The sequence below is a fragment of the Myxococcota bacterium genome, assembly GCA_041389495.1.
In the GTDB taxonomy this organism is placed as follows: domain Bacteria; phylum Myxococcota_A; class UBA9160; order UBA9160; family UBA4427; genus JAWKRT01.
Genome location: JAWKRT010000003.1, coordinates 460142 through 482575, shown reverse-complemented (window position 1 = coordinate 482575; position 22434 = coordinate 460142). Strand labels below are relative to the sequence as shown.

At 75.3% G+C, this 22434-nt stretch carries 20 protein-coding genes; 13 read left to right on the top strand and 7 right to left on the bottom strand.

Going from position 1 to position 22434, the window contains the following annotated elements; all coding sequences use genetic code 11:
* Positions 1–115: 115 nt before the first annotated feature.
* Complete coding sequence (locus tag R3E88_18470; GenBank protein MEZ4218466.1) at positions 116–1129, top strand: hypothetical protein; 1014 nt, start codon at positions 116–118, stop codon at positions 1127–1129.
* 10 nt (positions 1130–1139) lie between these two features.
* Here R3E88_18470 and R3E88_18465 read toward each other — a convergent pair whose 3' ends face one another.
* Together R3E88_18465 and R3E88_18460 are read right to left on the bottom strand one after the other, a co-directional pair.
* Complete coding sequence (locus tag R3E88_18465) at positions 1140–2015, bottom strand: SDR family oxidoreductase (GenBank protein ID MEZ4218465.1); 876 nt, start codon at positions 2013–2015, stop codon at positions 1140–1142.
* A 78-nt stretch (positions 2016–2093) separates the two neighbouring features.
* Positions 2094–2489, bottom strand: coding sequence for a nuclear transport factor 2 family protein (locus R3E88_18460; GenBank protein ID MEZ4218464.1), 396 nt, complete (start codon positions 2487–2489; stop codon positions 2094–2096).
* Between the two features lie 237 nt (positions 2490–2726).
* On the opposite strand from R3E88_18460, the gene R3E88_18455 reads away from it, so the two are divergent.
* The gene (locus R3E88_18455; protein MEZ4218463.1) at positions 2727–3659 is read left to right on the top strand and encodes a porin family protein; all 933 of its coding nucleotides are present in this window, start codon (positions 2727–2729) and stop codon (positions 3657–3659) included.
* A 25-nt stretch (positions 3660–3684) separates the two neighbouring features.
* Here R3E88_18455 and R3E88_18450 read toward each other — a convergent pair whose 3' ends face one another.
* A complete protein-coding gene (locus R3E88_18450; GenBank protein MEZ4218462.1) occupies positions 3685–4263 on the bottom strand; it encodes a porin family protein in 579 nt (192 codons plus the stop codon).
* Positions 4264–4506: 243 nt separating this feature from the next.
* Between R3E88_18450 and R3E88_18445 the strand changes: the two genes are divergently transcribed.
* The gene (locus R3E88_18445) at positions 4507–5331 is read left to right on the top strand and encodes an enoyl-CoA hydratase-related protein (protein ID MEZ4218461.1); all 825 of its coding nucleotides are present in this window, start codon (positions 4507–4509) and stop codon (positions 5329–5331) included.
* A gap of 87 nt (positions 5332–5418) precedes the next feature.
* Here R3E88_18445 and R3E88_18440 read toward each other — a convergent pair whose 3' ends face one another.
* Entirely contained in the window at positions 5419–7005 is a 1587-nt protein-coding gene (locus R3E88_18440) for a carboxyl transferase domain-containing protein (protein ID MEZ4218460.1), read from the bottom strand.
* 140 nt (positions 7006–7145) lie between these two features.
* Here R3E88_18440 and R3E88_18435 point away from each other — a divergent pair, with 140 nt between their 5' ends.
* The 4 genes from R3E88_18435 to R3E88_18420 are packed head-to-tail and all read left to right on the top strand — an operon-like array spanning position 7146 to position 10560.
* Positions 7146–8288 carry an amidohydrolase family protein gene (locus R3E88_18435; GenBank protein MEZ4218459.1) on the top strand — a complete coding sequence of 381 codons (1143 nt, stop codon included), beginning with the start codon at positions 7146–7148 and terminating at the stop codon, positions 8286–8288.
* A gap of 12 nt (positions 8289–8300) precedes the next feature.
* Positions 8301–9473, top strand: coding sequence for a lipid-transfer protein (locus tag R3E88_18430; protein MEZ4218458.1), 1173 nt, complete (start codon positions 8301–8303; stop codon positions 9471–9473).
* 3 nt (positions 9474–9476) lie between these two features.
* The gene (locus R3E88_18425; protein MEZ4218457.1) at positions 9477–9935 is read left to right on the top strand and encodes an OB-fold domain-containing protein; all 459 of its coding nucleotides are present in this window, start codon (positions 9477–9479) and stop codon (positions 9933–9935) included.
* 1 nt (position 9936) lies between these two features.
* A complete protein-coding gene (locus R3E88_18420) occupies positions 9937–10560 on the top strand; it encodes a cysteine hydrolase (GenBank protein ID MEZ4218456.1) in 624 nt (207 codons plus the stop codon).
* On the opposite strand, the gene R3E88_18415 is transcribed toward R3E88_18420, so the two are convergent.
* Complete coding sequence (locus tag R3E88_18415) at positions 10557–11213, bottom strand: TetR/AcrR family transcriptional regulator (GenBank protein MEZ4218455.1); 657 nt, start codon at positions 11211–11213, stop codon at positions 10557–10559. The two genes, R3E88_18420 and R3E88_18415, sit on opposite strands and share 4 nt — an antisense overlap.
* 140 nt (positions 11214–11353) lie before the next feature.
* On the opposite strand from R3E88_18415, the gene R3E88_18410 reads away from it, so the two are divergent.
* The 4 genes from R3E88_18410 to R3E88_18395 all read left to right on the top strand — a co-directional run bounded on the left by R3E88_18410 (position 11354) and on the right by R3E88_18395 (position 15722).
* On the top strand, positions 11354–12808 hold the full coding sequence (locus R3E88_18410; protein ID MEZ4218454.1) for an amidohydrolase family protein: 1455 nt from the start codon (positions 11354–11356) through the stop codon (positions 12806–12808).
* Positions 12733–14037: an acyltransferase gene (locus R3E88_18405; GenBank protein MEZ4218453.1), complete on the top strand. Its 1305-nt coding sequence runs from the start codon at positions 12733–12735 to the stop codon at positions 14035–14037. Before R3E88_18410 ends, R3E88_18405 begins: the two co-directional genes overlap by 76 nt.
* Positions 14038–14046: 9 nt before the next feature.
* On the top strand, positions 14047–14910 hold the full coding sequence (locus R3E88_18400) for a sugar phosphate isomerase/epimerase (GenBank protein MEZ4218452.1): 864 nt from the start codon (positions 14047–14049) through the stop codon (positions 14908–14910).
* Positions 14911–15002: 92 nt separating this feature from the next.
* Entirely contained in the window at positions 15003–15722 is a 720-nt protein-coding gene (locus tag R3E88_18395; GenBank protein MEZ4218451.1) for a hypothetical protein, read from the top strand.
* Here R3E88_18395 and R3E88_18390 read toward each other — a convergent pair.
* Positions 15719–17467, bottom strand: coding sequence for a hypothetical protein (locus R3E88_18390; protein ID MEZ4218450.1), 1749 nt, complete (start codon positions 17465–17467; stop codon positions 15719–15721). The two genes, R3E88_18395 and R3E88_18390, sit on opposite strands and share 4 nt — an antisense overlap.
* Positions 17468–17499: 32 nt before the next feature.
* On the opposite strand from R3E88_18390, the gene R3E88_18385 reads away from it, so the two are divergent.
* Positions 17500–19146: a hypothetical protein gene (locus tag R3E88_18385; protein ID MEZ4218449.1), complete on the top strand. Its 1647-nt coding sequence runs from the start codon at positions 17500–17502 to the stop codon at positions 19144–19146.
* Positions 19143–20882: a hypothetical protein gene (locus R3E88_18380; protein ID MEZ4218448.1), complete on the top strand. Its 1740-nt coding sequence runs from the start codon at positions 19143–19145 to the stop codon at positions 20880–20882. Before R3E88_18385 ends, R3E88_18380 begins: the two co-directional genes overlap by 4 nt.
* Here R3E88_18380 and R3E88_18375 read toward each other — a convergent pair.
* Complete coding sequence (locus R3E88_18375) at positions 20816–22396, bottom strand: hypothetical protein (GenBank protein MEZ4218447.1); 1581 nt, start codon at positions 22394–22396, stop codon at positions 20816–20818. The genes R3E88_18380 and R3E88_18375 overlap by 67 nt on opposite strands.
* Positions 22397–22434: the final 38 nt, after the last annotated feature.

Genomic DNA, 22434 nt, shown 5'->3' with positions numbered 1-22434 from the left:
GGCGGCACGTGCGAGGTGCACCGCAACGGGATCGGCGAGCGCGTGCTCGGCCTGCCGCGCGAGCCGCGCGAGGATCGGACGACTCCGTTCCGCGCGCTGCGGCGCACCTGATCGCGTGCGCCGCGCCGTCTTCGCGTGCGCCGCGCTCGCGCTCGCACTCGCGCTCGCGGCGCTCGCGGGCGAGCTCGTCGCGCGCGCGGCCGGGCTCGCGCCGCAGGCCCCGCCGACGACCGACGACCCGTGGTCCGAGCCGCATCCCGTGCTCGGCTGGCGCAACCGCGAGGGCGTCGCGCGCAGCAACGAAGCGGGCGCGGTGGCGATGACGTTCTGGTCGGGCGGGCGCCGCGCATCGCGCGCCGCACCGGCGCCGCTCGCGCCGCCGCGGCGGCGCGTCGCGCTCGTCGGCGGCTCGTGGATGCAGGGCTACGGCGTCGTCGACGAGGAGACCGCGGGCTTCCGTCTGCAGAGCGCGCGGCCCGAATGGCTCGTCGAGAACTTCGGCACGGGCGGCTACGGAACGCTGCAGGCCCAGCTCTCCGCCGAGCTCGCGGTCGACGAGGGGCGCCTCGCACCCGACGTCGTCGTCTACGGCTTCGCGACCTTCCACGCGATGCGCAACGTCGCGACGCACGCGTGGCTCGCCGGCCTGCGCGCGCGCTCCGGCGATCGCCTCGCCCCGCCGCGCGCCGAGATCGACGGGCCGCGACTCGTCGTCCACGCCCCCGTGCTCGCCCTTCCCGCGTGGCCGCTCGAGCGCCGCTCGGCGCTCGTCGCGGCGATCCACGAGCGGGCGAGCGAGCGCGCGCTGCGCGAGCGCGACGCCTGGGCCGAGCCCGTCACGCTCCGCCTGCTCCGCACGTTCCCGGCTGCGATGCGCGCGCGCTCCGCGCGCGCGATCGTCGCGATCCTCCACGGCAGCGAGGAGGAGGGACTCGGCCGCTACGCCGCCGCGGCCGCGCGCGGCGGCGCCGCGGTGGTCGACTGCCGCTACCCGGGCGACGGCGCGCAGCCGCATCTGCGCGTCGGGGGAACCGGGCACCCGAACGGCATCGTGCACGCGCACTGGGCGCGCTGCATCGAGGCTGCGATCGACGCGCTCGCCGCGCCGCGGCCGGGCGCCGGACGTTAGGCGCGGGGGCTCAGAGCGCGAACGGCCCCTTGCCCATCTGCTCGCGGATCGGCACGAACTCGGGCTGGCGCATCGCGCGCCGCTGCCAGTTGGCCCCGTCGACCACGAGCGTGTGGCCCGTGATGTAGGCGGCGTACGGCGAGGCGAGGAAGGTCGCCGCCCAGCCGAGCTCGCGGCGGCGACCGGTGCGACCGGCCGGGCAGCTCGCCTCCTCGCCCGCGCGGTCGCCGCGCCCGGGGACGCTGCGGATGTCGGCCGTCTCGTCCTCGTGCGGGAAGAGCCCGGGAACGAGCCCGTTCACGCGGATGCCGTACGGCCCCCACTCGACCGCGAGCGTCTCCGTCATGTTCTTCACGCCCGCCTTCGCGGCGGCGGAGTGCGCGAAGCCCGGGCCGCCCGTCCACGCGTACGACGCGCCGACGTTCACGATGTTGCCCGGCGTCCCCGCCGCGATGTGGCGCCGCCCGAACTCGCGCGAGCAGTAGAACGTGCCGTTGAGCACGATGTCGACGACGGTCCGCCAGCCGTTCGGCGAGAGATCCTCCGCCGGCGCCGGGAAGTTCCCGGCCGCGTTGTTCACGAGCACCGACGGCAGCCCGCGCTCGGCCTCGATCGCGTCGAACATCGCAGCGACCGCCTCGGGGTTGCGGATGTCGCACTCGACGGCCGAGCCTTCCGCGCCCGCTTCGCGGAGCGCGGCGAGCCCCGCCTCGCGGTGCTCGGCCTTGCGGCTCACGACGACGACGTGCGCGCCGAGCCGCGCGAACTCGAGCGCGATGCCCTTGCCGAGCCCCGTGCCGCCGCCGGTGACGACGACGACCTGGCCGTCGAACGTGCCGGGGACGAGCGCGTGCGATCCGGGAGCGGGCGGTTCGGGAAGACCCATCGGGCGACTCTCCTGTGGCGGCGGCGAAGCGGTCGCCGACGGTACCGAAGCGGACTGCGCCGTCGAGCGACCGCGCGCTCAGATCCCGAGCGTGCGCGACACGTAGAGCGTGTCGACGTACTCGCGCACCTCGACGAGCCGACCGTCCCGGACGCGCATCGCGAAGTGGTACTGGTTGCGGTACGGCGTTCCGTCGCGCGCGGCCGCGCGCAGCTCGACCTGCGCGCACACCCAGTCGTCCTCGGCGACGAGCCGCTCCACGTCGATCTCGAACGGTACGTCGCTCGCGTAGGCGTCGACGCCGCCGGCCATCATCGCGAGCACCGCCGGCTTGCCCGCGTGCGTGCCCGCGAGCGAGCTCGACTGCGGAACCCACCACGTCACGTCGTCCGCGAGGAGATCGGCCGCGGCCGCATCGCCCGCCGCCATGCGCGCGAAGTAGTCGCGCACGACCTGTTTGTTCGCCGCACTCATCGACGCGCCTCCCGCCCACGTTGCGCGCGCTCGGTTCGCGCGTCGGCGCGCGATCCAAGCCGCATCGCTGTCGGATGTCAACGACGCGCGTCGCGTCGTCGCCGCCGCGCGCGCGGGCCGATCCGACCGCCAAAAGCGCGCTTGAACCGCTGGGGCCGCCGTGCGAGAGTGCCGCGCTGCGCCGCGTACGGCCGTCCCGGGCCGCGCGGCGCTTCTCGGCTCAGATAGGGGAAAGCCGTGCTGAGAGAAGCACTCGCACTCTGCCTCGCGTCGCTCCTGCTGTGCTCGTCCGCGAGCTTCGCCGAGGCGGGGTCCGACACCGAACGCGCAGCCGCCGCGGGCGCGAACGACGAGCTGATCGATCCCGACGATCTCTCCGACGCGTCCGGCGGCGAGCCCGACGCCGCGCCGGCCCAGGCTCCCGAGGAATCGCCCGCGCAGCCGGACGTCGAGCTCGTCGACCCCGACGAGCTGCTCGGCGCCGAGGAGCGCGAGCGGCCGTTCTCGCGCGACGGCTGGTACATCCAGTTCGGCTATGCGTACGGCATCGAGCGCAAGCTCGAGGACGAGCTGAACGGCAACCTCGACAAGGCCGTCATTGCGCCGTCGAGCCCCTTCATCAGCAACCCGAACACGAACACCCCGTCGCCGCCCCGCGTGGGCACGCCGGCGCTCTTCCTCTCGATCGGGCCGGCCGACGTCTCGAACAGCTCCGGCTTCGGCTTCCGCGCCGGCCGCCGCGTGCTCGCGAACGTCGCCGTCGAGCTCCAGGTCGAGCACATGACGAACTTCCAGACCGAGATCGCCGACTTCGGCACGATCGACATGGACACGACCGCGCTCACCGGGAACCTGCGCCTCCCGATCCTGACGGGGCGCATCCAGCCCTACGCACTGATCGGCGCCGGCGTGATGTGGGCGAGCCCGGACTCCGCGTGGCCGCAGCAGGACATCCAGCCGAGCCGCGTCTCGACGAACCGCACGCGCTACGAGGACATCGTGCGCGCGAACGACGCGGGCGTCGTCCTGCGGCTCGGCGGCGGCGTCGACGTGTACGTCGACGAGCACGTCTACCTGTCGAGCGAGTTCGCGTGGGTGGCGAGCCAGGGCGAGGCGGTCAACGACGTCAAGTACATGTCGATCGGCCTCGGCATCGGCTACCGCTTCTGACGCGCGCGCGCCGCGCGCGCGCCGCTCACTCCTCCCACTTGTACTGCGCGCCGACGACGAACGTCGCGTGCTCGAACTTCTTGGCGCTGCCGAGCGGGACGGCGTAGGTCGCGGCGCCGAAGATCGACACGTCGTCCGACAGGAAGAACGCGAGCCCGGCGCCGCCCTTGAACGCGAGGTCGGTGCGCTTCATGCGCGCGGCCGGAGCGCCCGTGCTCTCCGCGCCGAGCGCGCCCACGCCGTACGTCAGGTACGGCTCGAAGCGGCCCATCGGGACGTGCAGGCGGAAGTTCACGGTGGCGAGCCAGAGGTCGACCTCGTTGTTGCCGCCGCGCCGCGTCTCGAAGTTCTCGAGGAACTGCGCCTCGAGCTCGACCGACGCGTACTGGCCCGCGCGATAGCCGGCGAGCACGCCGCCTCCGTAGCCGTTGTCGAAGTCGCCGCCCGAGAACTGGTCGAGCGCGGTGCCGGCCGAGAGCGCGACGTAGTAGCCCGACTGCGTCGGGTCGATCTCCTCGTCGTCGTCCTGCGCGATCGCGCCGCACGGGAGCGCGAGCATCGCGAGGGCGAGCCAGGAAGCGAGGGCAAGGGCGCGTTCGTTCATGTCGGGCGGGCTCCTCGGTGTGCGAGCGGACCGGCGCGACCCGCGTGCGCGAGCGCGCGCTCCCACGTGTGCGAACGAAGGCGGCGCACGTCGCGCGCCGGGCCCGGCGTCGCGGCACCTGTTGTACCCCATCGCCCGATCGGCCGGGACCGAATTCGCGCGCGGCTCGCGTGATAGGCTGCGCCGCCGGCGCGCGCGCGGGCGACGCGCGCTGCTCGCAGCCCCACGGAGACGACACCGACCATGGACTCCCAGTCAACCGCGCGCGCGATCGAGACCGGCACGCCCGAGGTGCTCTGCCGGGTCGAGCACGGCGTCGCGACGGTCACGCTGCACCGGCCCGACGCGCGCAACGCGCTCACCATGGACATGAAGCAGGCGCTGTGGCGCCTGCTCCCCGAGCTCGACGCCGCGCCCGACGCGCGCTGCCTGCTGCTCACGGGGAGCGGCGACGCGTTCTGCGCGGGCGGCGACACCAAGCGCATGAAGTCGGAGGGAAAGCCGCCCTCGCTCGAGGATCGCCGGCGCCAGCTGCGCTGGGAGCACGACCTGCCGCGCTGGCTCCACGAGATGGGCACGCCGACGATCGCCGCGCTCCCCGGCGCGGCCGCGGGCGCGGGCCTCGGACTCGCGCTCGCGTGCGACCTTCGGATCGCCGCCGACACCACCGTGCTCACGACCGCCTATGCGCGACTCGGGCTCGCCGGCGACTACGGCGTGGCGTGGTTCCTGACGCACCTCGTCGGGCCCGCGCGCGCGCGCGAGCTCTTCTTCACGTCGCGCCGCGTCGACGCCGCCGAAGCGCTCGCGCTCGGGCTCGTGAACCGCGTCGTGGCGCGCGACGCGCTCGCGACGGAGGCCGAGGCACTCGCGCGCGACGTCGCCGCCGGGCCGCCCGTCGCGCACCGCTACATGAAGGAGAACCTGAACCGCGCCCTCCACGCCGACCTCGCGACCTGCCTGCACGAGGAAGCCGACCGCATGGTGCGCGGCGCGACCACGGCCGACTACCTCGAGGCCGTCTCCGCCTTCGCGGAGAAGCGCAAGCCCGCGTTCCAGGGACGTTAGGTCGGGCCGCCGACGCGAGGCCGGCTCGCACGCCGCGCCGCGCGCAGGCGCGCGGGCCGTGCGGGCGCGCGGGCGCGCAGGCGCGCGCTACGGGCGCATCGTGTAGCTGCGCGGGCCGGGCGCGCGCGCGGCGAGGCGCGGCTGCACCTCCTCGAGCCAGTCGCACAGGAGCGGCCTCGTGCGCCGCGGGTCGATCAGGTCGTGCACGCCGAAGTCCTCGGCGCGCGGGAAGACCGACTGCGCGGCCGCGATCTCGTCCTCGAGCTCGCGCCGGCGCGCCTCGGGGTCGGGCGCCGACTCGATCTCGCGGCGGTACGCGAGCGCGACGCCTCCTTCGACCGGCAGCGCGCCGCTCTCGGCCGAAGGCCACGCGACGACCGTCGCCCCCGGCCCGTAGTGGATGCCCTGGGCGACGCCGAACGACTTGCGCACGAGCACGGCGAACCAGGGCACCGTCGACTGCACGGCCGCGAAGAGCGCCTCCATCCCGAAGCGGATCGTGCCCGCGCGCTCCGCGTCCGGCCCGATCGCGAACCCCGGCTCGTCGACGAACGAGACGACGGGCAGGCCGAAGGCGTCGCACGTCTCGATGAAGCGGCGCACCTTGCGCGCGCCGAGCGCGGTCATCGAGCCGCCCTCGTGGTAGCCGTCGTTCGCGAGCACGCCGACGGCGTGTCCGTCGACGCGCGCGAGCCCCGTGATCTGGCTGCGTCCGTAGCCCGTGCCGATCTCGAAGAAGCTGCCCCGGTCGACGACGTGCTCGATCACGCGGCGCATCTTGTACGCGCGGCGCCGGTTGCGCGGGACGATCGCGAGCAGCTCCTCGTCGGCGCGGTCGCGCCGGTCGCCCGTCTCGACGCGCGGTGCGCGGTCGTACACCGAGAGCGGCAGATAGGAGAGGAAGCGGCGGATCGCGCGCAGCGCCTCGACCTCGTCCTCGACGACGTTGTCGACGACGCCGCTGCGCGCGTGCACCTGCGCACCGCCGAGCTCCTCCTTCGTCGTCGCGGCGCCGGTCGCGCGCTCGACGAGCGCGGGGCCGCCCGTCAGCACCTGCGCGGTGTGCTTCGTCATGAGCGAGAAGTGGGCGGCGGCGAGGCGCCCGGCCGGGAAGCCCGCGCACGGCCCGAGCGCCGCGCACACGACGGGGATCGTCGCCATCGTGCGCATGGCGAGCGGGTTCATGAGCTCGGGCAGCACGAGGTCGTAGCCCGAGCGGCCGCGCGTGCCGGTCGCGCCCGCGACCGACGCACCGCCCGCCTCGAGCAGCCGCACGAGCGGGATGCGCGCGTCGAGCGCGAGCATCTCGGCATACTGTCCCTTGCGCAGGCTCGCCGGCGTGTAGGCCGCGCCGCGGAGCGTGAAGTCGTCGCCGCACACGACCGCGGGCCGCCCCTCGATGCGCGCGGTGCCGAGCACGACGTTGGCCGGCGAGAAGCGCTCGACCGTGCCGTCGCCCGCGAGCTCCGCCACGCCCGAGATGCCGCCGCGTTCGCGGAAGCTCCCCTTGTCGGCGAGCGCCTCGATGCGCTCGCGCACCGTGAGCTTGCCCGCGGCGTGCTGGCGCTCGACCGGGTCGGCCCCGCCCATCTCGCGGGCGAGCGCGCGGCGCCGCTCGATCTGCTCCACCTCGGGGCCCCAGCCCTCGGGCTCCCGCTCCTCGTCCTTCGCCATCGGCTCCCTCGCGCCTCGGCCGCGCGCGCGCGGCTCGCGCCGGAATTTCGCCCGCGTTCGCGCCGGCGGAGGAACTACAATACGCGCCGCCGTCACGGCCCGAAACCCGCCGCACCGACGAACGGCCGCGAGGAGGAGCCATGCGCGAGTACCGACTCATCGACGCCGACTGCCACGTCGTCGAGCCGCCGCACATCTGGGAGCGCTGGCTCCCGAAGAAGTTCCAGGACCGCGCGCCGAAGCTCGTGAAGGACGAGGAAGGCGGCGACGCGTGGCAGCTGCAGCCCGGCGCGCCGCTCATGTACATCGGCCTCGTCGCCACGCCCGGCATGGCGTACGAGAACATCAAGTGGACCGGCTACACCTACGACACCGTGCGCAAGGGATGCTGGGACGGCAAGGCGCGGCTCGAGGACATGGACTTCGACGGCGTCGACGCCGAGTTCCTGTATCCGAGCCAGCGCACCATGTTCTACTTCATGGGCAACGAGGACCGCGACTTCCACCGCGCGGGCATCCAGGCCTACAACGACTTCATGCACGAGGAGTTCTGCGCGAACGACCCGGAGCGGCTGTTCTCGCTCGCGCAGATGCCGAACCTCGGCGTCGACGAGTGCATCGCCGAGATGCGGCGCTGCAAGGACAAGGGCGCGCGCGGCGTCATCATCAGCACCTGGCCGACGGGCGAGGACGACCTCTCGCGCGAGGACGAGCGCTTCTTCGCCGCCGCCGCCGAGGCGGAGATGCCCGTCTCGATCCACATCAACATCCAGCGCAAGCGCGCGAAGGCGGGCGGCAGCCCGACCGGCGTCGCGGCGATCGGCCAGATGGCGCTCGCCGGACAGCTCGCGTTCCCGCCCATCCTGTGCGAGCTCGTGATGAGCGGCCTCTTCGACCGCGTGCCGAAGCTCAAGATCGTCGGCGTCGAGACGCAGATCGGGTGGATCCCCGCCTGCCTCGAGCACCTCGACGACTTCTACTGGCGCAACCGCACGCACACGGGCGTCGACATCCGGCACCTCCCGAGCCACTACTTCCACCAGAACTTCCTGTGCACGTTCATCACCGACCGCTTCGGCATCGCGAACCGCGACGCGATCGGCATCGAGAACATCGCGTGGTCGACGGACTACCCGCACCACGGGTGCGACTGGCCGTACAGCCGGAAGGTCGCGGGCGAGCAGCTGCAGGGCGTCTCGCAGCGCGAGCGCCACCTGATCTGCGCCGGCAACGTCGTGAACCTGTACGGGCTGCCGCAGGCCCTCGAGACGCCGCTCGCCTAGCATCGAGGCTCCATGTCCGCGCCCGCTCCCGACGGCGCGATCCGCGACCGCACCGCGATCGTCGGCATCGCCCAGACCGATTTCGCCAAGCGCCTCGAGCCGAGCGAGAAGGCGCTCGCCTGCCGCGTGGTCCTCGACGCGCTCGCCGACGCCGGCATCGACCCGTCCGAGGTCGACGGCATGAGCTCGTACACGATGGAGACGACCGACGCGGCCGAGGTCGCGAAGACCATCGGCGCGGGCGACCTCACCTTCTTCGACCAGGTCCCCTACGGCGGCGGCGCGGGGCCGGGCTGCGTCGGCCACCTCGCGATGGCGGTCGCGACCGGCCAGTGCCGCGTCGGCGTCGCGTGGCGCTCGCGCAAGCGCGGCTCGGGCGTGCGCCCGTGGGCGAGCGGGATGTACGCGCAGCCGACGACGACCGCGGCCTTCACGCGGCCCCACGGCCTCGCGCGGCCCGTCGACGAGATCGCCATGCTCATGCGGCGGTACATGCACGAGTACGGCGCCACGCGCGAGCACCTGTGCAACGTCGCGACGGCGGTGCGCGGCATGGCGAACCGCAACCCGGCCGCCGTCATGCACGGCAAGCGCATGACACGCGACGACTACATGGCCGCGCGCTGGATCAGCGAGCCGCTGTGCCTCTTCGACAACTGCCTCGAGACGGACGGCGCGCTCGCGTGCGTGGTCGTGTCGGCGGAGCGCGCGCGCGACTGCCGGCAGCGCCCCGCCCTCGTCCACGCCTTCGGCCAGGGCATGGGGGCGCAGTCGCACGCGATGACGAACTACTGGTGCGCCGACCCGCTGCGCGGCCCGGGCCATGCGTGCGCCGAGCAGCTCTATCGCCACTCCGACGTCCGCCCGCGCGACATCGCCTGCGCGCAGCTCTACGACGCCTTCACGCCGCTCGTGCTGTTCTCGCTCGAGGCGTACGGCTTCTGCGCGCGCGGCGAAGGCGCGGCCTTCACCGAGGACGGCGGGCTCGAGCTCGGCGGACGCCTGCCCGTGAACACCTCGGGCGGCGGCCTCTCGGAGGCCTACGTGCACGGCTTCAACCTCGTGCTCGAGGGCGTGCGCCAGATCCGCGGCACGTCGACCAGCCAGGTCGAGGGCTGCGCGGCGACGCTCGTCACGGCGGGCGAGTGCGTGCCGACGAGCGCGCTGATCCTGCGGAGGGACTGACGCATGAGCGCGAGCGCACCCGCGCACGGATTCGTCGCGCCGGTGTGCGACGAGGATGCCCTGCCCTTCTACCGCTTCGCGCGCGAAGGGCGCCTGTGCCTCCCGCGCTGTGCCGACACCGGGCGCTGGATCTTCCCGCCGCGCCCGCTCTCGCCCTTCGGCCCCGCCCACGCGCGGCGCGCGCCCGTCTGGGAGGAGGTGTCGGGGCGCGGCGCGATCTGGTCGTTCGTCGTCCCGCACCCGCCGCTCCTGCCCGCGTTCGCCGAGCGCCTGCCGCTCGTCGTCGCGCTCGTCGCGCTCGAGGAGGACGCGACGGTGCGGCTCGCCGGGACGCTCGTCGGGCCGGGCGGCGCGCCGCTCGCCGAGGCCGACGTCGCCGGCGTGCGCATCGGGGCACCCGTGCGCGTCGCGTTCGAGCGCATGGACGACGAGTGGACGCTGCCGCGCTGGGAGCTCGCCTAGCATGCCGATCGATCTCGCCGCCCTGCTCGCGCCCGCGCACACCGCGATCGTGATGAACGAGTGCCAGGAGGGCGTGATCGGTGCCGCTTCGAACCTGCCCGAGCTGGCGAAGGCCGCGCGGCAGGGGATGGTGCCCAGGCTCGCGGCGCTCGTGCGCGCCGCGCGCGCGGCCGGCTGCACGGTGGTCCACGGCATCGCGATGCGCCGGCCCGACGGGCGCGGCGCGAACGCCAACGCGCGCCTGTTCGCGGCGGCCGCCCGCTCGCCCGTGCAGCTGACGCCCGGCACGCCCGCGGTCGAGGTCGTCGCCGAGATCGGCGTCGAGCCGTCCGACCTCGTCGTGCCGCGCTTCCACGGGCTCTCGCCCTGGGAGGGGACGGAGCTCGACTCGCTGCTGCGCAACCTCGGCATCCGCACCGTGATCGCGGCCGGCGTGTCGGTGAACGTCGCGGTGATGAACCTGGCTTTCGACGCCGTGAACGCGGGCTACCAGGTCGTCATCCCGCGCGACTGCGTGGCGGCGACGCCGCCCGAGTACGCCGACGCCGTGTTCGCGAACACGCTCGGCTTCATCGCGACGCTCGTCGAGAGCGAGGACGCGATCGGCGCGTGGCGCCGCGCCTAGCGTCGCCCGCCCGCGGGCGGCGCGAGGCCGCGACCGCCGGCCAGGCCCCAGAGCGCCATCTGCACCATCGGCTGCACCATCTTCGGCGAGATGCGCGAGCCGAAGAAGAGCCGCGTCGTGATCGGCCCGACGAGCAGGTCGGCCGCGAGGTCGAGGTCGACGTCGGCCGGCAGCTCGCCGCGCGCGACGGCGCGCCGCAGCACGGCGATCAGCGGGCGCCTGCGCTCGCGCACGATCGGATCGAAGAGCTCCGAGAGCTCCTCGTTGTGCGCGCGCTCGCCCGCGATGCTCGGGATGACGCCGCGGAGCGGCGTCGACGTGAGGAGGCGGAGGTAGTTGCGGAGCATCTCCTCGAGGTCGGTCACGACGTGGCCGGTGTCGACGTCCTCGAGCTGCGGGAGCAGGCCGTAGGCCTCGATCACGAGCGGGAGCTTCGAGCTCCAGCGGCGGTAGATGGTCGCCTTCCCGACGCCGGCCCGCTGCGCGACGCCCTCGATCGTGAGGGCCGAGAACCCGACCTCGACGAGCAGCTCGAGCGTCGCCGAGAGGATGGCGCGATGCGCCTCCTCGCTGCGCGGCCGCCCGGGCGCGGGCGCCCGATCCGCCTCGCTCTGCTCGCCGCCGCGCGGCTCCGTGCCGGTTCCCGTGCTCACGCGCACCCTCGCCGTGGACCGCGCGCAGGCTATCAGAAACGGATCGGCCCGTCTCGAATCCCGGGGGCCGCCCGCGCGCGGCGCGCGTAGGATGCGCGCGGCCGCGCCGAGGCGCGGCCCGACCCGCAAGGAGCGCCCGCATGTCCGTCCCGACGTCCGACTCCGCGGCCGACGCCGCGCGCCGCGTGCGCGCGCTGCGCGCCGAGCTCGACCATCCCGTGATCGACGGCGACGGGCACGACATCGAGTTCCTGCCCGCCGTGAAGGACGAGCTCCTCGCGATCGCCGGCGATCGCGTGCTCGCGGGCTTCGAGCAGGTGCTCGCCGGCGCGACGCTCGCGCGCGCGCTCGACGTCGAGCAGCGCCGCGCGCTCGGCATGCCGCGCATCCCGTGGTGGGGCCTGCCCGCGCGCAACACGCTCGACCGCGCGACCGCGATGCTCCCGGCACTCCTCGCCGAGCGCCTCGAGGAGCTCGGCATCGACTTCGCGGTCGTCTACCCGACCTACGGCCTCACCGCCTACCACCTCGAGCAGGACGAGCTGCGACCCGCCGCGTGCCGCGCGTTCAACCGCGTGCGCGCCGAGTCCTACGCGAAGTACGGCGACCGCATCGCCCCCGTCGCCGTCGTCCCGATGTACTCGCCGCAGGAGGCGATCGACGAGCTCGACCACGCCGTCGGCGAGCTCGGCATGAAGGCCGTGCTGATGGGCGCGTACGCGATGCGGCCGCTGCCCGGGAGCCACGCGTCGCGCGCGGCGCGCTGGCTCGACACGTTCGGCGTCGAGAGCCCGCACGACTACGCGCCGGTGTGGCGGCGCTGCGAGGAGCTCGGCGTCGCGCCGACGTTCCACTCGACGGGCATGGGCTGGGGGAGCCGCGCGTCGACGACGAACTACGTCTTCAACCACCTCGGCAACTTCGCGGCGGCGGGCGAGGCGATCTGCCGGGCGCTCTTCCTCGACGGCGTCCCGCAGCGCCACCCGCGCCTGCGCTTCGCGTTCCTCGAAGGCGGCGTCGGCTGGGGCTGCAACCTCTACTCCGATCTCGTCGGCCACTACGAGAAGCGCAACCGCGAGCACATCCACCACTACGACCCGCGCGAGCTCGACCGCGCGCGGCTCGAGGAGCTGTTCCGGCGCTACGGGGACGCGCGCCAGCTCGCGGCGCTCGACCGCCTCGACGAGGCGCTGCACATGCTGTCGGAGCCCGACGAGGACCGCAGCCGGCTCGACGAGTTCGCGCGCAGCGGCATCGAGAGCGTCGACGACATCCGCGCGATCTTCACCGACCGCTTCTTCTTCGGCTGCGAGGCCGACGACCCCATGAACGCGACCGCGTTCGACGCGGCGCGCAACCCGGGCGGCGCGCGCCTGCGCGCGCTCTTCAGCTCGGACATCGGACACTGGGACGTCCCCGACATGAGCGAGGTGCTGCTCGAGGCGCACGAGCTCGTCGAGCACGGGTGGATCACGCGCGCCGACTTCCGCGACTTCGTGTTCGGCAACGCGGTCGCGCTCTGGGGCGGCGCGAACCCGGCGTTCTTCGACGGCACGCGCGTCGCGCGCGCGGCGCGCGAGGAGCTCGCGCGCTGATCGCGCGCATCCGGCGCGACCTCTTCGAGCGCCCCGCGAGCCACGTCGCGGCGCTCGACGGCCTGCGCGCGCTGGCGATCCTCGCCGTCGTCGCGTTCCACGCCTCCGTGTTCTCGGCCTACACGACCGCGCGGGGCGAGGCGGCGGGCGCGTTCTCTCCCGTGCAGCGCTGGCTCTTCAACCTGTGGTCGGGCGTCGACGTGTTCTTCGTGCTGTCCGGCTTCCTGATCGGGCGCATCCTGCTGGGCAACCTCGCGCGCACGGGTCGCATCGGCTGGGCCTCGTTCCTCGTGCGCCGCAGCCTGCGCATCTTCCCCGCCTACTATGTCGTGCTCGCCGCCGCGCTCCTCGTCGTCGCACCGCACGCGCCGCGCGCGTTCGCCTTCCTGTTCGAGACGCGCGACTTCGGCGCGCTCCGGGCCGCGGCGTGGCCGGCGTTCCTGTACGTCGCGAACTACTGGACGCCGCCCGGCGCGCCGAGCCCGATGAGCTGGGCGTGGTCGCTGTGCATCGAGGAGCACTTCTACCTCGTGCTCCCGCCGCTCCTGTGGCTCTTCGTGCGCGGGCGCGGGCGCGCCGCCCACGCGGCCGTCCTCGCGCTCGGCCTGCTCGGGCCGTTCGCCGCGCGCGCCGCCGTCTTCGCCGCCGATCCCGGGAGCTCCGTCCGCGCCGTCTACTTCCAGTCGCACTTCCGGTTCGACGAGCTCTTCGCCGGCGTCGCGGTCGCCTACGCGCACGTGCACTTCCCCGACGCGCTGCGCCGCCTCGTCGCGCGCGCCGGCCTCTGGCTCCCGGCCGCGGGCGCCGGGGCGATCGCCTCCGTGTGGGCGTTCGGCAGCCCGCACGCGGGCGGCGCCTTCCGACTGCTCTTCCAGTTCCCGCTGCTCGCCTTCGGCACCGCGGCGCTCGTCGCCCACGTCCTGCACGCGACGTCGCCGGTGAGCCGCGCGCTCGCCGCGCGCGCGCTCGCGCCGATCGCGCGCGTCTCGTACGGCATGTACCTCGTGCACCCGTACGTCCTGTTCGCGTGGATGAGCGGCCCGTTCTCGGCGATGTTCCGCGCGCCCCGCATGGGGCCGTGGGTCGCGGCGCTCGCGGCGGCCTGCGCGCTCGCCTCGTGGGCGCTCGCCGCGGCGATGTTCGTCGCGCTCGAGCGACCGCTGCTCGACCTCGGCGCGCGGCTCGCGGCGCGCGTCGACCGGCGCCGGCTCGCGGCGTCGCCCACCTAGGAGCGGCTCGTGCTCGGCCCCGACGACCTCGTGCTCTGCTCGGGAACCCTCGGCGACGCGCCGCTGCGCGCGAAGATCGAGGCGGCGGCGGCCGCCGGCTACACCGGCATCTCGCTCACGGTCGACGACGTCGAGCGCGCCGCGGCGGACGGGCTCGCCCTCGCCGAGGTGCGCGCGCGGCTCGCCGACGCGGGCCTCGCCGTCGCCGAGCTCGACCCCTACCTCGGCTGGCTGCGCGCCGACGCGCGCGGCGCGCTCCCGGGCGCCGACGCGAGCGCGATGCTCGGTCGCGACGAAGCGGCCTTCTTCGCGATCGCGGACGGCGTCGGCGGCACGGTGCTCAACTGCCCGCATCCGCTGCCCGGCCCCGTCGACGTCGACCGCGCCGCCGAGGCCTTCGCCGGCGTGTGCGACCGCGCGGCCGAGCACGGCCTCGCGTGTGCGATCGAGTTCCTCCCGTGGACGGGCATCCCCGACGCGGCGACCGCGGCCGCGATCGCCTCGCGCGCGGGCCGCGCGAACGGCGGCATCATGCTCGACACCTGGCACCACTTCCGCAGCGGCGGCGACGCCGACGCGCTGCGCGCGCTCGACGGCGCGCTCGTCCGCGGCGTGCAGGTCAACGACGCGCCGCGCGAGCCGCACGGCCCGCCGATGCGCGAGACGATGCGCGAGCGGCTCCTGCCGGGCGAAGGCGCGAGCGACGTCGCGGCGGTCGTGGCGATGCTCGACGCGATCGGCTCGCGCGCACCGATCGGTGTCGAGGTGTTCTCGGACGCGCTCGCCGCGCTCCCGCCGCGCGAGCGCGCGCTGCGCTGCGCCGACGCCGCGCGCCTTGTGCTCGCCGCCGCGCGCCGGACCGCGCACCGCTAGCCGCGCGGGGCGCGGCGCCATCGCGCCGCGGTCGGGGCGCGGTCTCGGCGCGGCTGGATGGCGCGCGCCCGCGGTGATATAGGTCCGCGCCGATGTCGCCCGCTTCCGCCGCCGTGCCCGCCGTTCCCGCCGCGCCCCGACGCCCCCGCACCCGCGCCCGCGCCGCGGCGTCCGCCGCTCCGGCCGCGCTGCTCGCGCTCGCCGTTGCGTCGTCGTTCGGCGCGGGCTGCTACGAGGAGCAGCCCACCGAGATCGTGCAGTCGGAGTCGCCCGCTCGCCGCGCGCCGCGCCTGTTCGAGGAGCCGCCGCCGGTCGAGCGCGTTCCCGACGGCGCGCCGCCGAGCGCGCTCGCGGGGCCGTTCCACAGCCTCGCGACGCTCGACGAGGTCGTCGCGCAGGTCGCCGACCTTCCGCACGAGATCGTGTTCGACCACGAGGTGCCCGCGCGCGGCACGTGCCCGGGCTCGCGCTCGAAGACGCTCCGCGTCGGCCGCTTCGAGCACCTCGGCTACGCCGGCCGCGTGAAGCTGCTCTTCTACGACGACATGCTGTGGTCGACGCGCTTCGGCCCGAAGGACCTCGACGGCTACATCGCGGCCGTGCAGCGCGAGTACGGCATCGACATCTCGAACCTGAAGCGCGCGCCGGTCGACGTATCGACCCTCGTCTGGGTGCCGCCCGTGCCGCCGCTCGAGGTCACGTTCGAGGACACGCGCGTCTCGCACGAGCTCGACACGGTCGAGAAGGCCTGTCGCCACCAGTACCAGCTCGAGAAGGGCCTGCTCGAAGCGGCGCCCGAGGGCTCCGACTAACGAAGCTCGGGCGCGCCCGCGACGCGGCGCCGCTCGGCCCAGCGCGCGATCCGCTCGCGCGCGAACGCGCCGTGCAGGTCGGCGATCGCCCGCCAGCGCTCGGCCGCGAAGAGCGGCCCCGACGTCACGAGGTCGATCCGGTCGACGAGCGCGTGCAGGTCGGGGTCGGCGACGAGGTTCTCCCCCGCGCTCCGCGACGCCGCATAGCCGGCCGGCACGGGCCGCAGGTAGTGCCCCGTGCGCCACCCGAGTGGCGCGAGCCGCGGGATGAGCCGCGCGAGCACCGGGTCCTCGCGCAGCGCGGGAAGCCGCGCGAGCAGCGGGTCGCCGAGGCCGTGGTAGTCGATCACGTGGACGCCCGGCCCCATGCGGTAGCCGAGCAGCCCGACGCCGCCCTTCACGAGCACCGGCCGCACGCGCGCCGCCTCCGCCTCGCTGCGCGGCGGCCAGGCGTCTCCCTCGTCGAGCACGCCGACCGCGGCGAGCGCATCGATCCACGGGTCGCGGAACCATGCGGCGCGCGCCTCGCGCACGCGCTCCGGCTCGTCGGCCGACGCGAAGCCCTCGCCGCGGCGCGCGCTCGCGAGGCTCGAGATGTCGACGTGGAAGTGTCGCTCGTCGGCGAAGCCGTGCGCGTCGATCGCGGCGTGCCACTCCGGGCCGTAGTCGCGCGCGACGAAGGGCGAGAGGTACGGGATGGCGACCGTCCCGATCGCGAGCGCCGCCGCGCCCGCCCACGCCGCGCGCTCGCGCCCCGCGCCGGCGCGCGCGAGCAGCGCGAGCGCGACGGCGAGCGCGGGCGTCAGGAAGCGCCCGCGCATGAAGTCGCCGCCCACCCACACGACCCACGCGCAGTGCGCGGCGATGGCGACCGCGCCCGGGACGCGCAGCGCGTCGCGCACGGCGAAGGCGAGCGCGGGCGCGCCGACGAGCAGCGCGATCGACACCGGATCGTCCCGCAGGCTCGACGCGAAGTAGAGCGCGCCGCGCGCGACGCGCGCGCCGACCGGGATCCCCGCCGCGAGCTTGGCGAGCGCGCTGTTCGCGACGAGCGCTCCGTAGTAGACGAGCGAGAAGGCCTCCCACGCGACGAGCGGCGCGACGCCGGCGATCGCGACGCGCGCGCGCGGGAGCCCGTCGCGCCGCCACGCGAACGCCGCGAGCGGCGCGGCGAGGAAGAGGAGATCGAGACGGGTGAGCAGGCACGCGGCGAGGAGCCCGACGCGCGCGAGCTGCAGACCCTCGCCCTCGCCGCGCCGCGCGCACACCGCGAAGAGGCCGAGCACGAGCGCGTGCACGAGCGGGTTCTCGAGCCCCGAGCTCGCGTAGTCGACGAACGCGCGCGACGCGAGCGCGGCCGCGAGCGCGAGCGCGACCCCCGCGCGCGACGCGCCGACGCCGCGCGCGAGGACGGCGAGCGCGACCGCCGTCGCGACGGCCGAGAGCGCGAGCAGCGTGAAGAAGAGCTCGCCGGTGAGCGACGAGGCGACGAGCACGAGTCCCATCCACAGCGGGTGCGTGTACGTCTGCACGCGCTGCCCGACGTTCCAGACGAGCCCGTGGCCGTGCAGCGCGTTGTCGACCGTGCGCAGCGTGATGAAGGCGTCGTCCGACACCCAGGCCGTCGTCCACCACGCGGATCCGAGGAGCGCGAGGAGCAGCGCGATGCCGGCGCGCTCGACCCAGCGAAGCGAATCGGGCGACGGGCGATCGCGTGCGGGCATGAGGGCGAGCGAGAGTAACATGCGCGCATCGCGTGGGGTACGTTCCGCGCGCCATGTCGCGCCGCGCCCTCGTCGCATCGATCTACGCCGCGGCGGCGGTGCTCGCGTGGGTCGGCTGGCGCGAGATGTGGTTCCTCACGGACGACGCCTTCATCTCGTTCCGGTATCTCTCGAACGCCTTCGACGGCCGCGGTCTCGTCTGGAACCCGCCCCCCTTCCTGCCGGTCGAGGGCTACACGAACTTCGGCTGGATCGCGCTGCTCGGCGCCGTGTGGGCGACGACGGGCATCGCCCCGCCGCGCGCAGCCAACGCACTCTCCTTCGCGCTCGGGCTCGGCACGCTCGCGTTCGCGCTGCGCATCGCGTGGCGCGCCCGCCTGCCCGCGCGCTTCGAGCCGTGGCGGCCCGCGCTCGCCGCGCTCGCGCTGCTCGGCATCGCGACGAACCGCACGTTCGTCACGTGGCTGAGCTCGGGGCTCGAGACGTCGCTGTTCACGCTGTGCGTGGTGGGCTTCGCGTGCCTCGCCCTCGAGCGCGACGTCGCGACGCGCCCGGGCCGCGCACTCGCCCTCGGCGCGCTCGCCGCGGCCGGCGCACTGACGCGCCCGGACGGGTGGCTGCTCGTGCTCGGCACCGCCGTCCTCGCGGCGCGCGCGGCGCGCCCCGCCGCGCTCGCGCTGCTCGCACCGCTCGCCCTGCCCGTCGCCCACCTGCTGTGGCGCCGCGCGTTCTACGGCGAGTGGCTGCCGAACACCTACTACGCGAAGCAGCTCGGCGCCTGGCCCGAGAGCGGCCTCCGCTACGCGGCGAGCTTCGCGGTCGAGTACGCACTGTGGGTCTGGCTCGCCGCCGCGGGCGCGTGGGCCGTCGCGCGCGTGCGGCGCGGCGGCGGGCCGCCCGCGCTCGCGCCCGTCGTGGTCGCCGCGGTCGTGGCCGCGCACTTCGCCTACTACACGCTGCGCGTCGGCGGCGACCACTTCGAGTACCGCGTCTACGCGCACCTCGTCCCGCTCGCGTTCGCGTCGTTCGCGTGGCTGCTCGCCGACGCCGGCGCGTCGCCGCGCGCGACGGCGGCGCTGCTCGCCGCCTTCGTCGCGCTCTCGTGGCCCATCCCGTGGATGCACCACGCGCTCACGCGCGACCTCGCGACGCGCGAGGAGACACACGTCCTCGTCGCACCGGTCGCGCCGCACCTGCCGCCGCCCCTGCGCTGGCTCGCCGCGCCGTTCGACCGCTGGCAGGCCTGGCTGATCCCGCGCCACGTCTGCATGCGCCACCGCGAGCACGCCGTGTACCTGCGCTCGCTCGAGGCGCTCCTGCCCTCGCGCGACGAAGGCGCGACGCTGTCGTGGGGCGATCGCGACGTGCTCCTCGCAGGCAACGTCGGGCTGCTCGGCTGGGTGCTGCCGAACGTCGCCATCCTCGACATGGTCGGCCTCAACGACTGGGTCGTCGCGCGCACGCCGCCCCCTCCCGCCGCGCTCCGCAAGATGGCGCACGAGCGCGTCGCGCCGCCCGACTACCTCGCATGCTATGCGCCGAACACCGTCGTCGCGCCGAACGGCGACGTGCTCGTGCAGCGCCGCGCCGAGCCGCTCGACGACGCGCGCATCGCGGCCTGCGAGCGCGCGTGGCGCGCCCGCGCGGGCGAGCCCATCCGGCCGCCGCCCGGCCTCCCGCCGCGCGAGGCGCACCCGTGACCGGCGCCGCAGCGCGCGCGCGCGCGCGCCCCGACGCCGCGCGGGCGCGCGCCGCCGCACTCGGTGTCGCGCTCGCGGCGGGCCTCGCGCTCTGGCTCCACGCGCGCCACTTCGACCACGTCGCCGACGACGCCTACATCTCGCTCCGCTACGTCGACCACTGGCTGCGCGGGGAGGGGCTCGTCTTCAATCCGGGCGAGCGCGTGATGGGCTTCTCGAACCCGGGCTTCGTGGCGCTCGTCGCGGCGCTCGGCGCGCTCGGCGCGCCGCTCGTCGGCGCGGCGCAGGCCGTCGGCGTCGTCGCCTCGCTCGGCTGCGTGCTCGCCGTCGCGCTCGCGCTCGCCCACCGCTACACGAGCGCGCTCCCCGCCGCGGTCGGCTGTGCGTGGCTCGCGGCGAGCGGCCCGTTCGCGCTCTGGACGACCGCGGGACTCGAAGGGCCGCTGTTCGCGCTCGCGCTCCTCCTCGCCGCGCTCGCAGCGGAGGGCGCCGCGGGAGCGGCGAAGAGCGCCGCAGGCGCGGCGAAGGGCGCCGCAGGAGCGGCGAAGAACGCCGCAGGAGCGGCGAAGAGCGCCGCGGGCGCGGCGAGCGGCGGGCGACGCGCCGTCGCGCTCGCGGCCGGCGCGCTCGGGGTCGCGGCGGTCGTGCGGCCCGAGGGCGCGGGCTATGCGCTCGCGCTCGCCGCCTGGCTCGCGTTCGCACGCGCGGCCGTTCGCGACGGCGACGCGGGCGCGCCACCGCTGCGCGCGGCCCTCGCGCGAGGGCTCCGCGTCGCGTGGCCGCTCGCCGCGGCGGGCGTGCTCGCGTGGGGCGCCGTCGCCGTCGCCGCCCTCGCCTACTACGGCGACCCGCTCCCGAACACGTACTACGCGAAGTCGCACCCGCTCTCGCTCGCGATCGTCGAGCGCGGCGCGCTTTTCACGTGGCACTACCTGCGCGTGCACGCGTTCGCGCCGCTCGTCGCCGTCGCGCTCGCGCTCGGCGTGCTCGCGCGGCGCCCCGCCGATCCGCGGCTCGCGTCGGCTGCGCTGCTCGGTGCGTTCGTCGTCTGGTACCTGCGCATCGGCGGCGACGCGCTCGTCTACTACCGCATGTGGGCATGGGCGCAGCCGCTCGTCGCGCTGCTGCTCGGCCATGCGGTCGGCGCGCTGCTCGCGCCGCCGGCCGGGCTCGCGCGCCGCGCGCTCGTCGCGGTCGCCGCCGCGCTCCCGCTCGCGTGCCTGCCGAACTCGTTCGCGGGCTTCGACATCGCCTATCTCCGCACGGACGACGCGCGCATCCGCGACCTCGGCGACCTCGGCCGCTTCCTCGCGGCGCGCGCACCCGACGCCACCATCGCCGCGAACGCGATCGGCGCCGTCGGCTTCGCGAGTCGGCTCCCCGTCGTCGACATGCTCGGGCTCACGTCGGCCCGCGTCGCGCGCGCGCCCGGCAAGGCGCTCGGCGTCCCGGGCCACGAGAGCCACGACGGCGCGTGGGTGCTCGACCAGCGGCCCGACGTCGTCCTCGTCGGCATCCCGCGCGCGTCCGCCGCGCCGCTCCCGATCGAGCAGGCCTTCCAGCCCGCGTTCCCGTCCGACCTCGACCTGCTGGCCGACCCGCGCTTCCGGCGCGACTACGCGTTCGGCCACGTGCAGCTGCCCGACGGGCGCTTCGTCGCGCTCTTCCTCTACCGCGACGGCGCGCTCGGCGCGGCGGTGTCCGCGCCGAGCGGCGGCGGTGCGCCCGCGCCGTAGAGCGTCTCCGGGCGGATGCGTCCCCCCGACACGCAGAAGAACACGTCGTCCGCCGCGAAGAGCGGCGCGCCCGCCCCGTAGAAGCGCTGCGCGAGCCCGCCATAGCGTCCGTCCGACTCGATCACGACGGCGGCGAAGCGCCGCTCGGCGAGGCCGCGCACGAGCTCGGCTTCGAGGTCGCGGCGCGCGGGCCCGAAGTCGTCGAGCAGGAGGTTGTCGATCGCGAGCGTGTGGGCGTACTCGCGCTTGCCCGCGCGCCGCGCGAGATAGCCGTGGTTCGGGATCCAGACGTCGCCGTCGATCGCCGCGAGTCGCGCGACGAGCGCGTCGCCCGCGGCGACGTCGCGCGCCGTCGGCACGAGCGGACGCGGGTCGTAGGCGAGGAGCGCGACCTGCGCGACGACGGCCGCGCCCGCGAGCACGGCCGCGCGCCCGCCCCGCGCCGCGAACGCGTCGAAGGCGACGCCCGCGCACAGCGACGCCGCGGCGAACACCGGCAGCAGGTTGTTCGTGTGCGCGCCGACGAGCGCGCGCACCGATCCCGAGCTCGCGGCCGCGCCGACGAGGAACGCCGCGAAGAGCGCGTCGCCGGCGGCCGGGCGCGGTGCGGACGGCGCGGAGCGCGCCCGGTGCGCGCGAACGCGCGCCGCGACCTGCGCGGCGTACGCGCCGAACAGCGCGAGCGCGAAGCCGTAGGTGGCGAGGAGGTCGCGCGTCAGGAACGCCGCCCCCTGGCCGGGCTCGAGCGGGTGCGCGCGCGGAACGGTGAACGTGTAGTAGAGGAACCAGCCGTCGTGCGCGGCGTCGAGCGCCAGCGTGCCGAGCGCGATGGGAACGCCGGCGCCGAGCGCCGCTGCGAACGCGCGCCGGCGATCGACGGCGAGGAGCACGAGCCACACGGGCGCCGCGATCACGGCCACCGACTGCTTGACGAAGAACGCGGCGGCGACGGCCAGCCCGGCCTGCACGGCGCTCGCGGTCGACGACGACGCGCGCAGCCGCTCGACGGCGAGCACGATCCACGCGAGGTAGAAGGCGTCCGCCCGCGCGAGGTCGAGCCACGCGCCGCTGCGCTCGTAGCCCGCGAGCAGGAGGCCCGCCGCGACGAGCCCGCCCGCGAAGCGGCCCGACTCGCGGTGCGCGATGCGCACGAGCAGGGCGCACACTGCGAGCGTCGAGGCGACGGACACGCCGCGCAGCGCGCCGAATCCCTCGCCGACGACGAGGCTCGCGAGCGCGCCCGCCCAGTAGTAGAGCGGTGGGTAGAGGTAGGAGACGAACTCGAGGTCGGGCTTCGCGTAGACGGGGCGGCCGTCGAGCACGCGCCGCACGTGCGCGAGCATGCCGCCCTCCATCCACTCGAGCTCGTAGGGATGCGAGAAGCGGAGCGCGACGACCGCCGCGAAGAGCGCGGCCGCCGCGGCCGCGGCGAGGAGGGCGCACGCGATCGCGGCGCGCGCCGCGCGGTCGCCGCTCGCGCGACCGCCTTCGGGCCCGGCTCCGTCGGCGCTCACGCGAAGCCCGGTCCCGACGGCGGCGGAGCGGTGCGCAT